General features: G+C 65.9%; 15 protein-coding genes. 6 read left to right on the top strand and 9 right to left on the bottom strand.

Annotated elements, in window-relative coordinates:
* Nucleotides 1-46 precede the first annotated feature (46 nt).
* From RAZWK3B_RS06780 to RAZWK3B_RS06740, 9 genes are all read right to left on the bottom strand, one after another.
* Complete coding sequence (locus RAZWK3B_RS06780) at nt 47-799, bottom strand: hypothetical protein (protein WP_007813491.1); 753 nt, start codon at nt 797-799, stop codon at nt 47-49.
* A gap of 144 nt (nt 800-943) precedes the next feature.
* Nucleotides 944-1,402 (bottom strand): paraquat-inducible protein A, encoded by a 459-nt coding sequence (locus RAZWK3B_RS06775; protein ID WP_007813488.1) that lies wholly within the window; start codon nt 1,400-1,402, stop codon nt 944-946.
* A 23-nt stretch (nt 1,403-1,425) separates the two neighbouring features.
* The gene (locus tag RAZWK3B_RS06770; RefSeq protein WP_007813486.1) at nt 1,426-2,172 is read right to left on the bottom strand and encodes an ABC transporter ATP-binding protein; all 747 of its coding nucleotides are present in this window, start codon (nt 2,170-2,172) and stop codon (nt 1,426-1,428) included.
* Entirely contained in the window at nt 2,169-2,954 is a 786-nt protein-coding gene (locus RAZWK3B_RS06765) for an MlaE family ABC transporter permease (protein ID WP_007813485.1), read from the bottom strand. The genes RAZWK3B_RS06770 and RAZWK3B_RS06765 overlap by 4 nt, the downstream gene beginning before the upstream one ends.
* Complete coding sequence (alr, locus tag RAZWK3B_RS06760; RefSeq protein ID WP_007813483.1) at nt 2,951-3,991, bottom strand: alanine racemase; 1,041 nt, start codon at nt 3,989-3,991, stop codon at nt 2,951-2,953. Before alr ends, RAZWK3B_RS06765 begins: the two co-directional genes overlap by 4 nt.
* A 179-nt stretch (nt 3,992-4,170) precedes the next feature.
* Nucleotides 4,171-5,664, bottom strand: coding sequence for a replicative DNA helicase (locus RAZWK3B_RS06755; protein WP_007813481.1), 1,494 nt, complete (start codon nt 5,662-5,664; stop codon nt 4,171-4,173).
* Nucleotides 5,665-5,923: 259 nt separating this feature from the next.
* The gene (locus tag RAZWK3B_RS06750) at nt 5,924-6,598 is read right to left on the bottom strand and encodes an orotate phosphoribosyltransferase (protein WP_007813480.1); all 675 of its coding nucleotides are present in this window, start codon (nt 6,596-6,598) and stop codon (nt 5,924-5,926) included.
* A gap of 57 nt (nt 6,599-6,655) precedes the next feature.
* The gene (gene pyrC / locus RAZWK3B_RS06745) at nt 6,656-7,699 is read right to left on the bottom strand and encodes a dihydroorotase (protein WP_007813478.1); all 1,044 of its coding nucleotides are present in this window, start codon (nt 7,697-7,699) and stop codon (nt 6,656-6,658) included.
* A 78-nt stretch (nt 7,700-7,777) separates the two neighbouring features.
* Complete coding sequence (locus RAZWK3B_RS06740; RefSeq protein ID WP_007813476.1) at nt 7,778-8,740, bottom strand: hypothetical protein; 963 nt, start codon at nt 8,738-8,740, stop codon at nt 7,778-7,780.
* A 197-nt stretch (nt 8,741-8,937) separates the two neighbouring features.
* On the opposite strand from RAZWK3B_RS06740, the gene RAZWK3B_RS06735 reads away from it, so the two are divergent.
* From RAZWK3B_RS06735 to RAZWK3B_RS06710, 6 genes are all read left to right on the top strand, one after another.
* Nucleotides 8,938-9,858 (top strand): AAA family ATPase, encoded by a 921-nt coding sequence (locus RAZWK3B_RS06735; protein ID WP_007813469.1) that lies wholly within the window; start codon nt 8,938-8,940, stop codon nt 9,856-9,858.
* Nucleotides 9,859-9,915: 57 nt separating this feature from the next.
* Nucleotides 9,916-11,178 carry a vWA domain-containing protein gene (locus tag RAZWK3B_RS06730; protein WP_007813467.1) on the top strand — a complete coding sequence of 421 codons (1,263 nt, stop codon included), beginning with the start codon at nt 9,916-9,918 and terminating at the stop codon, nt 11,176-11,178.
* A 228-nt stretch (nt 11,179-11,406) separates the two neighbouring features.
* A complete protein-coding gene (locus RAZWK3B_RS06725) occupies nt 11,407-11,958 on the top strand; it encodes a YeeE/YedE thiosulfate transporter family protein (protein ID WP_007813465.1) in 552 nt (183 codons plus the stop codon).
* Nucleotides 11,959-11,961: 3 nt separating this feature from the next.
* Nucleotides 11,962-12,543: a YeeE/YedE thiosulfate transporter family protein gene (locus RAZWK3B_RS06720; RefSeq protein ID WP_007813463.1), complete on the top strand. Its 582-nt coding sequence runs from the start codon at nt 11,962-11,964 to the stop codon at nt 12,541-12,543.
* A 113-nt stretch (nt 12,544-12,656) separates the two neighbouring features.
* On the top strand, nt 12,657-13,658 hold the full coding sequence (locus tag RAZWK3B_RS06715; protein WP_007813462.1) for an XdhC family protein: 1,002 nt from the start codon (nt 12,657-12,659) through the stop codon (nt 13,656-13,658).
* Nucleotides 13,655-14,674 carry a molybdopterin-binding protein gene (locus RAZWK3B_RS06710; RefSeq protein ID WP_007813461.1) on the top strand — a complete coding sequence of 340 codons (1,020 nt, stop codon included), beginning with the start codon at nt 13,655-13,657 and terminating at the stop codon, nt 14,672-14,674. The genes RAZWK3B_RS06715 and RAZWK3B_RS06710 overlap by 4 nt, the downstream gene beginning before the upstream one ends.
* Nucleotides 14,675-14,735 lie beyond the last annotated feature (61 nt).

Below are 14,735 nucleotides of genomic sequence, written 5' to 3'. Positions count from 1 at the left end.
CGTCATGCCCCAAGGGGCAGGGGCCGTCAAACCCCTATTGCAGCGGCTATTCGGCGGCCTTCTTGGCGATATCCACGATCCTGCCATCGGGACCCACGGTATCCTCGAGCCCCATTTCGGGCAGGATGGCCTGCAGCTCGTCCCGGAGGCGGGTCAACTGGCTGACCGCGACGCTTTCCTCCAGCTCGACCTGATGCGCCCAGTGTTTCAGTTCGCGGCAGGTCTGTTTGGCCTGCTCGAGCCGTGCATTGAACGCCTCGACCTCTTGCTGGCGTTGGGTCAGGAAGGCGCGGGCGCGCGCCACGCGGTCGTCGGAATAGACCTCGGCCAGCTCGCGGCTGATATGCGACATTTGCGCTGCCACCTCGAGCAGGGCGGGTTCCAGCGCGCCCAGATCAGGATGATCGCGCAGATAGGCGAGCCGTTCGCGCACGGCGTCGAACTCGGAGCTGAGCTGAAACAGCCCGTCGCGGTCGGCGGCATGGGCCATGGCATAGGCGCGGGCCACATCGCGCATCCCGATCTCGAATCGCCGGTGCGAGCTTTCCAGCCGCAGGATGCGCCAGTTGGAGGGCAGGTAGACACAGAGCAGCACCGCCAGCCCGGTGATGGCGATCTGCGCCACGTGACCGGCCTGATCGTAAGGCGTGCCGCCGATATGGACGATAAATTCCAGCCAGGGCGCATGGCCCAGTGCGGCCAATACCGTGAGCGCGGTAAGTGTCAGCGCCGACAGAAGGAATACCAGCATCGAAAGCCGGTGCAGCACGACCTGAACGACACCAAGAAACGAGTGCACCTGGTTAAACACGACCTTCCCCCCAGAAAGACATGAGAACCACAATAGGCGGAATGGCGCCGAGTGTCGTCAATTTCCGGAAGAGCAGGCCCGGAAAATGATGACTTTTTCGCACATGTTGCGTGATCGCCGCGTTATCGCGGCTTATTTGGCGCGAAAATGGCCGGTGCGCGCGCCGGGTTCTTCCGTCCGCCAGCCGATGATGAGCGAGGCGATGACACAGCCCGAAAAAAGGTACAGCCCCCAAGCCGTCTCGATCCGCGCCAGCCCGATGCCCTTGACCACGGTGATATAGAGCGCGATCAGGAAGATATCCGCCATCGCCAGCTTGCCCATGACCTGCAGCACCGCCAGCCTCCGGCGCGGCAACCGCCCGAAATGCACCAGCGCCAGCCCCAGCGTCTTGACGTAAGGCGCCACCAGCGCAAAGAGCGTCACCACCGCCGCCAGCGCCATATCGGTCTGCCACAGGCTGCGCAGGCCCGACAGGACACTGATTTCCGACGGGCCGAACAGCGGCAGGTCCAGCCCCGCGCGCATCAGGGGGGCGGCCCATGCCACGGGATAGGCGATCAGCAGGGCAAGATTGATGGCTTTGAGCATGCGTCCGGCGCGGGGCTCGGCGCTCACCGGACCGCCGCGATCGGGCCGGTGGCGCGGCCGTGGATGAACTGATCCAGATAGGGATCGCCGCTGTCGTCCATCTGGGATACCGGGCCGGTCCATTTAATCACCCCGTCATGCAGCATCGCCACATTGTCGGCAATGGCGCGCACCGAGGTCATGTCATGGGTGATGGTCATGGCGGTGGCGCCCATCTCGGTCACGATCTCGCGAATGAGGTCGTTGATGACGCCCGACATGATCGGGTCGAGCCCGGTGGTCGGCTCGTCGAAGAAGATGATCTCGGGCTCGGCGCAGATCGCGCGGGCCAGCCCCACGCGCTTTTGCATGCCCCCCGACAGCTCGGCCGGGAACTTGTCGGCCTGTTCGGGCGTCAGCCCCACGCGGCGCAGTTTCTCGATGGCGATCTCGCGGGCTTCGGCCTTGGGGCGCTTGAGCGAGCCGCGCAGCAGGCGGAAGGCCACGTTCTGCCAGACGGGCAGCGAATCGAACAGCGCGCCGCCCTGGAACAGCATCCCGAAGCGCGCAAGGAACGCATCGCGGTCAGCGCGTGTCACGTCCTGACCATCCAGAAGGATCTGCCCGCTGTCATGCCGGATCAGGCCGAGCACGCATTTCAGCGCCACGGATTTGCCGGTGCCCGAGCCGCCGATGATGACCATGGACGTGCCCGACGGAATGGTCAGGTCGACCCCCCGCAACACCTGGTTGGACCCGAAGGCCTTATGAACGTCCCTAAGCTCGATCATGCGGAAAAGAACAGCTCCGTCAGGATATAATTGGATGCCAGGATCAGCACCGAGGCCGCGACCACCGCCGCCTTGGTGGCGCGCCCCACGCCTTGGGCGCCGCGCCCCGAATTCATGCCGTAATAGCAGCCCATCAGTGCCACGATGAAGCCGAAGACGGCACCCTTGATCATGCCCGACACGACATCCCATGTCTCGAGAAAATCAAGCGTGTTGTGCAGATAGGTGCCGGCCCCGAAATCGAGCCGCCCCACGCCCACCAGAAACCCGCCCATGATCCCAATCACATCGCCCACACCCACCAGCAGCGGCACGGCGAGCGTCGCGGCCAGCACGCGCGGCAGCGTCAGGTATTTCATCGGGTTGGTCGAGAGCGTGGTGAGCGCATCGATCTGTTCGGTGACTTTCATCGTGCCTATCTCGGCGGCGATGGACGAGGCCACGCGCGCCGCCACCATCAGCCCGCCCAGCACCGGGCCAAGCTCGCGGGTGAGGCCGATGGCCACGATCGAGGGCACCACCGTTTCGGCGTTGAACCGGGCGCCGCCCGCATAGATCTGCAGCGCCAGCGCGCCGCCGGTGAACAGCGCCGTCATGCCCACCACGGGCAGTGACAGCCAGCCGATCTGTACCAGCGCATGGCCGAATTCGCGCGCATAAAAGGGCGGGCGCATCAGATGCGTCACCGTCTCGAGCGCAAAGAGCGTGACACGCCCCACCGCGCCCAGCATCGCCAGCACCTGCGCGCCCAAGCGCCCCAGAAGCGAGAGGATCAGCCTCATGCGCCGCCCACATAGCGCCGCACGTAGCGCGCCCCCAGAGAGGTCAGGATTTCATAGCCGATGGTCCCGGCATTGTCGGCCAGATCATCCACCGTTTGCGTCGGCCCCAGAAGCTGCAGATGCTCGGGATCATGGCCCAGATCGGTGATGTCCACGCCGATCAGGTCCATCGAGATACGCCCCGCAATCGGGCAGGGCACGCCATCGGCCAGAACATGGCTGCGCGGCCCCATGGCGCGGATGATCCCGTCGGCATAGCCCGCGCCGATCGTGGCGATGCGGGTGGGGCGCGTGGCGGTGAAGCTGTTGGCATAGCCCACGGTTTCCCGAGGCGTCAGATCGCGGCACTGGATCACCGGAATATCCAGCGTAACCACGGGGCGCGCGCCCTCGAAGGGGCGGCCACCATAAAGCCCGATGCCGGGGCGCGTCAGATCGAAATGATACTCCGGCCCCATCAATATGCCGCCCGTATTGGCCAGACAGAGCGGCGCTGTGACCCCGTCGGTCATCTCGCGAAACGCCTGCAATTGCTGGAGGTTCATCGGATGATCCGGCTCGTCGGCGCAGGCCAGATGGCTCATCACGAGGGTGGGGGACTGGCTGAGGGCCACGTCGCGCACCGCCGCCCATTCCGAAGGCTCCATGCCCAGACGGTTCATCCCGCTGTCGAGCTGCACCCCGAAGGCATGGCCCGGCAGCGCCTCGGCGTGGCGGATCATCTGATCGACCGAATTGAGCATCGGGATCAGCCCCGCGCCGCCGATCAGCTCGGCATCGCCCGCCATATGCCCGGAAAACACGTGGATCGCCACATCCGGTCCGAGCACCTTGCGCAGGGCGGCACCTTCCTCGGCCACGGCCACGAAGAAACTCCGCGCGCCCGCCGCGGCCAGCACGGGGGCCACGCGGCCGGCGTCCAGCCCATAGGCGTCGGCCTTGACCACCGCGGCGGTCTGCGATGTGCCAAGCGCGTCAAGCGCGCGCCAATTGGCGCGGATCGCATCGAGATCAATCGTGAGGAGTGCTGTGCTCATGCTCAGGGGTTTTGACACAGGACGGGGCAGGGTCAAGTGGCAAAGGGGCCACGGGTCGGGCAGGTGCGGCGCGTTCCGGGCGGGACGGGCAGGGGGCCAGCCCCCGTCGTTGAAATCCGGATAGGGGATTTCAACGACTCCCCCGGGATACTTTGGGCCAGAAGAAAGCGCCGTGGCGATCAGAATTCGCTGTCACCGCCCTGCTGCCAGGGTTTGACCAGGTTGCCGAAGCGCGTGAACTGGCCCTCGAAGCTGAGCTCGACCGAGCCGATCGGGCCGTGGCGTTGCTTGCCGATGATGACCTCGGCCTTGCCATGCAGCTTTTCCATGCGCTCCTGCCAGGAGGCGATTTCATCGAGCCGGTCATCCGAGGGTTTTTCGCGTTCGGCGTAATATTCCTCGCGGAAGACGAACATCACCACATCCGCATCCTGTTCGATCGAACCGGATTCGCGCAGATCGCTGAGCTGCGGGCGCTTGTCCTCGCGCGATTCGACCTGGCGCGACAGCTGGCTGAGGGCGATCACGGGGATGTCGAGCTCCTTGGCGATGGCCTTTAGGCCTTGGGTGATCTCGCTCACCTCGTTGACGCGGCTGTCCTTGGCCGAGGCCGGGCGCACCAGCTGCAGGTAGTCGACCATCAGCACATCGAGCCCATGGGTGCGCTTGAGGCGGCGGGCGCGGGCGGCCAGCTGGCTGATCGGCAGGGCGGCGGTGTCGTCGATATAGAGCGGGCAGGATTCCAGCGATTTGGCGGCATCGACGAAGCGGCGGAATTCCTGTTCGGTCATGTCGCCGCGGCGGATCTGTTCGGAGGGCACCTCGGCGGCCTCGGAGAGGATCCGGGCGGCCAGCTGTTCGGCGCTCATCTCGAGGCTGTAAAAGCCCACCACGCCACCTTCGATCGTGCCTTCGGTGCCGTCGGTCCGCAGCCCGCGCTTGTAGGCCTTGGCGATGTTGAAGGCGATGTTGGTGGCCAGCGAGGTCTTGCCCATCGAGGGGCGCCCGGCGAGAATCAGCAGGTCGGATTTGTGCAGACCGCCGAGCTTGCGGTCCATGTCGATCAGCCCGGTCGAGATGCCCGCCAGCCCGCCATCGCGCTGATAGGCGGCGTTGGCAACATTAACAGCGTCGGTTACCGCCTTGAGAAAGCTTTGAAATCCGCTTTCGGTCTGACCCTGTTCCGACAGCTGGTAGAGCTTCTGTTCGGCCTCGACGATCTGGTCGCGCGGTTCGCTTTCGACATCGGCGCGCGCCGCCTTTCCCGCGATTTCCTGACCCAAAGCGATCAATTCGCGGCGCACCGCCATGTCATGGATCATCTGCGCGTAGTCGCGCACCGCAAAGGCGCTGATCGCGGCGCCTGCAAGGCGCGCGAGATAAGCCGGGCCGCCCAGTTCCTTGAGCCCTTCGTCATCCTCGAGAAAGGCGCGCAGCGTCACCGGAGAGGCCAGATTGCCCTTGGAGATCCGCGCCACCGCGGTCTCGTAGATGCGCTGATGCACGGGATCGTAGAAATGCTGCGGCTTGATGATCGAGGCAACGCGGTCATAGACCTCGTTATTGGTCAGCAGCGCGCCCAGCAATTGCTGTTCGGCCTCGATCGAATGCGGCATCGTCTCCGCGTCGTCGATCCGGGCGCCTGTCGCGTTGAACCGTGTGACCTCGTTCATGCTCTCCCCCCGATTTGGCTGTCCGACGGTCATAAACCCGGGGCGGGCGTGCCGGCAACGTGGAACAAAGCTGTGGATAGCCTGTGGATATCCTTGTCACGCATCATATTGACGTGTCAGGCGGCTTGGCGTCAACATATTGTGTGGCGCTGCCGGCGGATCGGCGCCAGCGTGACAGATAGGACGCATCCGGACGTTTTTTGCGCCCCGGCGCGCGGTCAGCGGCGCATCGCCGCCGCGTGACCTGAGCCGAATCGCCTCAGCGGCGCGCCTCCTGCCAGGCGCGCGGATCGCCCAGAAACGCCTCGACCGCCGACAGGGTCGCGGCATCGAACGCGCCTTGCGCGCGCGCCTCGGCCAGCACATCCCACCATGTGCACAGGTGGTGCAGCGCCACGCCATGATCGGCAAGGGTCTTTTCGGTGTCGGGGAAGATCCCGTAATAGAAGATCACCGCCGTATGCCCGCAGCTTGCACCCGTCTCGCGGATCGCATCCACAAAGCTCAGTTTCGAGCCGCCATCGGTGGTCAGATCCTCGACCAGAAGCACCCGGTCGCCATCCCCCATCACGCCCTCGATCCGGGCGTTGCGCCCATACCCTTTGGGTTTCTTGCGCACATAGCTCATCGGCAGCGCCATGCGCTCGGCCACCAGCGCGGCAAAGGGAATGCCCGCCGTCTCGCCGCCGGCGATATTGTCGAACGCCTCGAGCCCCGCATCGCGCATCACCGTGACGGTCAGGAAATCCATCAGCGTGGCGCGAATCCGCGGATAAGAGATCAGCTTGCGACAATCGATATAGGTGGGCGAGGGCAGCCCCGAGGCCAGCGTGAACGGCTCGTCGGCGTTGAAATGCACCGCGCCGATTTCCAGCAGCATACGGGCGGTCAGGCGGGCGATCTCTTCGCGCGGGGGGTAGGCTGTGGGGATCATGCGGGATCTGCTCCTGTTGTCTGGGGCCGTGTCTATGTCTGTGCGAGGGTCCGCGGCTCAGTCGGCGACCGACCAATGGACGGGAAATCCGGGGTCGAACACCGTGACCGGGCCATCGCCCGTCTCGATCCGCGCAGGAAACGGCGTGGGCGTGGTGGATTTCACCAGCGTGATCGTATCGCTGTTCACCGGCAGGCCGTAAAAGCCCGGCCCGTGCCGCGAGGCGAAGCCCTCCAGCCGGTCGAGCGCGCCATCTTCCTCGAAGACATGCGCCAGAAGCGCCATCGTATTGGAGGCGGTGAAACAGCCCGCGCAGCCACAGGCGCTTTCCTTGGCGTCATCGGTATGGGGGGCGCTGTCGGTCCCCAGAAAGAACCGCGCGTCGCCCGATGTGGCGGCCTCGCGCAGGGCCAGCCGGTGGTCTTCGCGCTTGGCGACCGGCAGGCAATAGTAATGCGGCTTGATCCCCCCCACGAGGATATGGTTGCGATTGATGATGAGGTGATGCGTGGTGATCGTGGCGCCCAGATCGCGCTCTTGCGAGCGGACATAGTCGACCCCGTCGCGCGTCGTGATATGCTCCATGATCACGCGCAGACCGGGTGTGGCGCGGCGCAGCGGATCGAGCACGCGGTCGATGAACACCGCCTCGCGATCAAAGATGTCGACCGCAGGATCGGTCACCTCGCCATGCACACACAACGGGCAGCCGGCCTCGGCCATGGCCTCGAGCACGCCGCGCACCTTGTCGAAATCGCGCACGCCGCTGGCCGAATTGGTGGTGGCCCCGGCGGGGTAGAGCTTGACCGCCGTGATCAGCCCTTCGGCATGGGCGCGCAGCAGATCGGCGGGATCGGTCTCTTCGGTGAGGTAAAGCGTCATCAGCGGCGTGAACTCCGCCCCCTCGGGCAGGGCCGCAAGGATCCGGTCGCGATAGGCGCGCGCATCGGCGGCGGTCACCACCGGAGGCACCAGATTGGGCATCACGATGGCCCGCGCGAAATGGCGGGTGGTTTCAGGCAGCACAGCGCGCAGCATCGCGCCATCGCGCAGATGCAGGTGCCAGTCATCGGGGCGGGTCAGGGTCAGGGTCTCGCTCATGAGGCGAGGCTTTACACAATCGCGCGGCGCACCGCCAGAGTGCGAATGCGTGACCGGCTCGCGCCCGGGCTTGTGGCGTTACTCGATTTCGCGCGGCGGCATCGGCAGGCCCTTGGTTTCGGCCGCTGCAAAGGCGTTGCGCATCGCGCGGCGGAATCTCGGCCCCGGCATTTCGCGCATCACCGCCTGGCTCCAGAGCGCAACCAGGTAAAGCCGGTTCTCGCGCTCGAGACGTGCCAGCACCCTCTTGAGATAGGGCAGATAGCCGCGCCGCGCCCGAAACAGCCCCGCAAGGCTCAGCCGGTTCAGCTTGCCGGAACTGGCCTGCGCCAGAATGCGCAAGAGCACATCCATCTCCCAAAGCGCCTGCTCGAGCTTGGAGCCCAGGAAACGCACCCGGAACTGCGTGACATTGGCGCGGGTGAACAGTGCCGCATGCATCGCATCAAGCGCGATCTCGGGATCATAGATCACAAAGGCCTGTTCGGCCGCATCCAGCATGTCGGGCGCATATCCATAGCGATCATCAAAGGCCACCCGGCGCATCTCGGCATAGCGGTCGTCCCATTCCGAAATGCGCGGATCAAGAGTGGCCTGCGGGCGCAGCGCCACCACCTTGGCGCCGGGGGCAGCCACCGAAAACGCCGCCGCCGCATAGCCGCAGGCCCCCTCGCCATAAAAGATCACCTGCTCGAACTCGTCGAAAAACCCGTCATCCACCAGCCGGTCGAAATAGCCATAGACCGTCCTGTCCCGGAACCAGGTCTCGCCATCGCTGAGCAGGCACAGATGCGACCAGCCAAGCGCCCGGACCATGCTCCAGCCCATCGGGTGCCCGCTGCGCGACAGGCCGGCCAATGACTGGCGGCTCTCGAAACTGACCAGCAGGGTGGGTTTCTGCTCGAGGAAAATCGCCGCATGTCGCTGCCCGAGGCGCTCCACATAGCCATCCTCGCCCACCATATCCTCCGCCGCCTCCAGCCAGGGCGACCACTCGAGCCCGGTCAAGGCGGTGTCGAAGGCGTTCGGGCTGTCCTGCATCGGGTCTGATCCTCAAGGCGGCTGGCCGCTGACAACGGCTCTGTTGCCGTTGGGATAGGCTTCAATCTGGGCGAAAGTTTGGAAATTCCAAGGGCTTTGTGGCGCCTCTTTGACCCTTCCCCAAGTGCGGCACCTTGACGTGTCCCCGCCCACCATGCACTTCATGGACAAAGTGCAAGGGACGGGCGGAGGCGCAGATGAACACACCGGAATCGATCGACGAGGTGCAGGCGATGCTGACCGGTCAGGGCTATGTCTGCGACCGCGCCCTCGGCACGGTGGTGTTCCTGGCGCTGACCCTGGGCCGGCCGCTCTTTCTCGAGGGCGAGGCCGGGGTCGGCAAGACCGAGATCGCCAAGGCCATCGCCGCAGGTCTCGGCCGGCGCCTCATTCGCCTGCAATGCTACGAGGGGCTCGATTCCGCCAGTGCGGTCTATGAATGGAATTTCGCCGAACAGATGATCGCCATCCGCACCGCCGAGGCGATGGGGTTCGAGGGGGCGGGCGCCGACCGCATCGCCCTCAAGGACGAGCTTTTCACCGAAGACTATCTCATCGAACGCCCGCTCCTGCAGGCCATGCGCCCTCAGGATGGCGGCCCGCCGGTGCTGCTCATCGACGAGCTCGACCGCACCGACGAGCCGTTCGAGGCGTTCCTGCTCGAGGCGCTTTCGGATTTTCAGGTCACCATCCCCGAGCTTGGCACCATTGCGGCACCCGCCCCGCCAATCGTGATCCTGACCTCCAACCGCACCCGCGAAGTGCATGACGCGCTCAAGCGCCGCTGCCTCTATCACTGGGTCGACTACCCGTCCTTCGACCGCGAGATCGAGATCCTTCAGGCCCGCGCGCCGGAAGCCGCCGACAGCCTCAGCCGCGAGGTGGTGGCCTTCGTGCAGCGCCTGCGCACCGAGGATCTGTTCAAGAAACCCGGCGTCGCGGAAACCATCGACTGGGCCAAATGCCTGCTGGCGCTCGACGTGATTTCGCTCAGCCCCGAGGTGATCGCCGACACTCTGGGCGCGATCCTGAAATACCAGGACGACATCCAGAAACTCCAGGGCTCCGAAGCCAAGCGCCTTCTGGACGAGGCCCGCGCCAGCCTTGGTCCCGCATGAGGTTTCTTCTGGCCGCAAATATCCCGGGGGTTCGGGGGCTGGCCCCCGATCCGCGTCATGCCTGAATATCCCGCGCTCGATCTGCCGGACAATCCCCGGCTGACCCATAACATCGTCCATTTCACCCGGGCGCTGCGCAAGGCCGGGCTGCCGGTGGGCACGGGCCGGGTGATCGACGCGATCCGCGCGGTCGAGGCGGCGGGCTTCACCTCGAAGACCGATTTCTTCTACACCCTGCGCGCCTGCCTCGTCACGCGGCCCGAACATCGCGCGGTGTTTGCGCAGATTTTCCGCCTTTATTGGCGCGACCCGCGCTACATGGAACACATGATGGCGATGATGCTGCCGGCCATTCGCGGCGTGCAGGAGGATCGCACGGCCCAGGCCGCCGAGAAGCGCGCCGCCGAAGCCCTGCTCGACGGGATCGAGCCCGAGATGCCCGCGTCAGAGGACAATGAGGACGACGAGAACACCGTGATCGAGATCGACGCCTCGGCCACGATGTCCGCCGAGGAGCGGCTGCGCAGGCTCGATTTCGAACAGATGTCCACCGCCGAGGTGGCCGCCGCCAAGCGCATGCTGGCCCGTCTCAGCCTGCCGGTCAAACCGCTGGCCTCGCGGCGCGGGATGGCCCATGCGCAAGGCACCCGCATCGACGCGCGCCGCACCTTGCGCGCCGCCATGCGCCGCGGCGGCGAGCTGGACCGCATCCACCGGCTCAAGCCGCGTCCGCGCTATCCCAACCTGGTGGTGATTTGCGATATTTCCGGTTCCATGAGCCAATACAGCCGCATGGTTTTGCATTTTCTCCATGCCGTCGCCAATGAAAAGGGGCAGGGCTGGGCCAGGGTCCATGCCTTCACCTTCGGCACGCGGCTCACCAACATCACCCGGCATCTGGCCACCCGCGATGTCGATGCGGCGCTCGCGGCGGCAGGCCAGGAGGCGCAGGACTGGGAAGGTGGCACGCGGATCGGCGACTGTCTGCACGCCTTCAATCGCGACTGGTCGCGCCGGGTCATGGGGCAGGGGGCGGTGGTGCTGCTTATCACCGACGGTCTGGATCGCGGCGCCCCCGAGGCGCTCGACAAGGAGATGGAGCGCCTGCATCTGAGCGCCCGGCGGCTGATCTGGCTCAATCCTCTGCTCCGCTGGGAAGGCTTCGCGCCGCGCGCCAGCGGCATCCGCGCGATGCTGCCGCATGTGGATTCGTTCCGTGCAGGCCATTCCATCGCCACGCTCGAAGAGCTGGCCGCAGCCATTTCGCGGCCCGATGATGCGGGCGAAAAGGCCCGTCTCATGGCGCAGCTCTCCGATTGATCCGGCCCCCACCTGATCCGGTCCAGCTGACGCTGTCCTTCACTCTGTCCGGGTCCGCATCCGGGGCAAGCCCGCATCGCTACGCGCCGATGCACGCCGATGCACGCCGATGCACGCCGATGCACGCCGATGCACGGGCATTGACATGGGTCATTGCATACATTCACTTTCTGATATATTCGTAATCCAGAATGTGACTGCGGTCACGCCATGATGAAAGGAACTCCCATGGTTCTGAACTGGAAATCCGGCGGTGTCCTGCTGGGGCTGGTGTTCTTCGCCGCGGTCCTGCTGGTCAAGCCGATTGGCGTCTCGACGCAATTCGTGATCCTAGATGCTATCATCGCGGACGCGGCCAATCCCGGCTTCATCACCGCCACCGACGAGGGCTTTACCTCGACCAATGCCTATCTCGCCAAATCCGGTGGCGCCTATGCCAAGAACGCGATGAACCCGCTCAATTACAGCTTCGTCTTCGTGCTGGCCATGGCGCTCGGGGCGTTCGCCTCGGCGATGGCGCGCGGCGGGGTGGGGCGCGAGGAACGGCGCCTGCCCGCGATCTGGTATGCCAATTACGGTGACACGCCCTGGAAACGCTATGGCATGGCCTTTCTGGGCGGCTTCATCGTGCTCTACGGCGCGCGTCTGGCAGGGGGCTGCACCTCGGGGCACATGATGTCCGGCATGATGCAGACCGCCGTCTCCGGCTATGTCTTCGCCGCCGGCGCCTTTGCGGCTGCGGTGCCCGTCGCCATCATGATGTATCAAAGAGAGGGCTGAGCCATGACATCCATTCTGCTCGCACTTGTGATCGGCGCCGCGTTCGGTGCGGTGCTTGACCGCATCGGCGCCACCAATCCCAACTGGATCGGCAAGATGCTGTCCCTGACCAATCTGCACCTGATGAAGACCATCCTTCTGGCGATCGGCACCGCCTCGGTGCTGATGTTCGCAGGCCAGATGGCGGGGCTTGTCGATGTCGGCCACATGAGCGTCAAGACCGCTTATGCGGGCGTGTTCATCGGTGGGCTGATGCTGGGCGTGGGCTGGGCCGCGTCGGGCTATTGCCCCGGCACTGGCGTCTGCGCCGCGGCCACCGGGCGCAAGGACGCGTGGTTCTTCATCGCGGGCGGCCTCTTGGGCGCTGCGGCCTATATGGTCAGCTACCCGATGTGGAAGGCGGCGGGCCTTCTGGAGGGCGACAAGTTGACCCTTGGTGCAATTCCCGGTGCGGATTACCCTGCCTTGACGAGTATTTCCGGCGATATCGTCGGGATCGTGATGGGGGCGATGTTCATCGCCGTGGCCTTTGTCCTGCCCGAGCGTCTGCGAGGCGCGGGACAGGCGGTCGCGCCAGCCGAGTGACCCCCAAGGCTTGAGCGCGCGCCCGATGGGCCGCCCTCCTGTCCCGGGGGGCGGCCTTTTTCGTTTGTGCCCCACAAGCGCGCATCCCATAGTGCGCCCCAAGGAGGCCCGCGATGACGACCGACCAGATGACGACCGATCAGAGGACGACCGACAGATTTGACGACATCCCCGAAACCGCCCTCGCGTGGCATCGCGCAGGCAAGGGCGCGGCGCTGGCCACGGTGGTCGAGACATGGGGCAGCGCTCCGCGCCGCGTGGGCAGTCAGCTGGCCATCTCGGGCGCGGGCGAAATCGCAGGCTCGGTCTCGGGCGGCTGCGTCGAAGGCGCCGTGGTGGCCGAGGCTCTGGACGCGATCGAGGCGGGCAAGCCCGTCATGCTGGAATACGGCGTCAGCGACGGCGACGCCTTCGCGGTGGGGCTGGCCTGTGGCGGCACGATCCGGGTGCTGGTGGAGCCCATTGGCCCGGTGATGCCGGTGGCACTGCTGGAAGATCTGGTGCTGGCCCGCCAATCCCGCGTGCCGGTGGCCTATGTCACGGGGCTGACCGCCGAGCGGCGGCTCGAAAGGGACGGCCATGCCGAGCGGTTCCGCATGGACCGGTCGGGCTTCGAGGCGGATGGCGCGACCTTCGTGGCCATTCACAACCCGCCCTTGCGCCTGATTATCGTGGGGGCGGTGCATATCGCGCAGGCGCTGGTGCCGATGGCGCGGATCGCGGGCTTCGATCCGTTGCTGATCGATCCGCGCGAAAGTTTCGGCAATGCGGCGCGCTTTCCCGGCGAGACGATCCTCAACGACTGGCCCGACGAGGGCGTGCAGGCCTTCGGTCTCGATACCCGCACGGCGCTTGTGCTGCTGACCCATGACCCCAAGCTTGACGATCCCGCCCTGCAACAGGCGCTTGCCTCGGACGTGTTCTATATCGGCGCGCTCGGCTCCACCCGGACCCATGCCAAGCGGGTCGAGCGGTTCCGCGCGGCGGGCTATGACGAGGCCCGGATCGCCCGCATTCATGGCCCCGTCGGGCTTGATATCGGCGCCGCCAGCCCCTCCGAGATCGCCGTCAGCATCCTCGCGCAGATCATCGCGGTGCTGAGGCGCGGGGCATGAAATTCGGCCCCGTCCCGCTGGCCGAGGCCGAGGGCGCGATCCTCGCCCATTCGCTGAAACTGCCCTCCGGGCGGTTGCGCAAGGGTGTGGTGCTGCAAGCGGCGCATCTGGACGATCTGCGCGCGGCAGACATTCATGAGGTAACCGTCGCCCGCCTTGGCCCTGACGATATTCACGAGGATGCCGCCGCCGACACGCTGGCATCGGCGCTGCTCGACCACGCCGCGAACATCCACCTGACCCAGCCCTTTACCGGTCGCGTGAACCTGATCGCCGACGCCCCCGGCGTTGTGCTGATCGACGCGGACAGGATCGATGCCGCCAATGCCGTGGATCCGATGATTACTGTGGCCACGGTGCCCCCCCATCACCAGCTGCGGGCAGGCGGCATGGTGGCGACGGTCAAGATCATCTCCTACGGGGTGGAGGGCGCGGCGCTGGCGCGGGCCGCCGATCTGGCGCGCGGCGCGATTCGGCTGGCGGTGCCGGTCCATGCCGATGCCAGCCTGATCCTGACCGAAATTCCCGGCGGGCCGGGCGACAAAGGCGTGGAGGCGGTGGAAAACCGCCTGACCGGGCTGGGCATGCGGCTCACCGAGACCCTGCGCTGCGGCCATGACGAGGCAGCCCTGGCCGAGGCCATTTCCCGTGCCACCGGCGAGATCGTGCTGATCCTTACCGCATCCGCCACCTCCGACCCGCAAGACACCGCGCCTCAGGCGCTGCGCCGCGCAGGCGGGCAGGTGACCCGCTTCGGCCTGCCGGTCGATCCCGGAAACCTGCTGTTTCTGGGCAGCATCGACAGCCGTCCGGTGATCGGGCTTCCCGGCAGCGCGCGCTCGCCGGTGCTGCATGGCGCCGACTGGGTTCTGGCGCGTGTGGCCTGCGGTCTGCCGGTCGACAGCGCGGTGATCGCGCGCATGGGCGTGGGCGGTCTGCTCAAGGAAATCCCGACCCGGCCCCAGCCACGCCGCCCCCGCACGGCGCCGTCGCAGCTGCCCGGCGACGATAGTTGAAAAACCGGGTTCTCAACCGCGCGGACAAGTGCTTAACTCATCTCAGCTAACGAATGACTAG

It is taken from the genome of Roseobacter sp. AzwK-3b, from assembly GCF_000170875.1.
GTDB lineage: Bacteria > Pseudomonadota > Alphaproteobacteria > Rhodobacterales > Rhodobacteraceae > Roseovarius > Roseovarius litoreus.
Note: the sequence above shows the minus strand (reverse complement) of the source record. Positions and strands in the feature narration are given on the sequence as shown.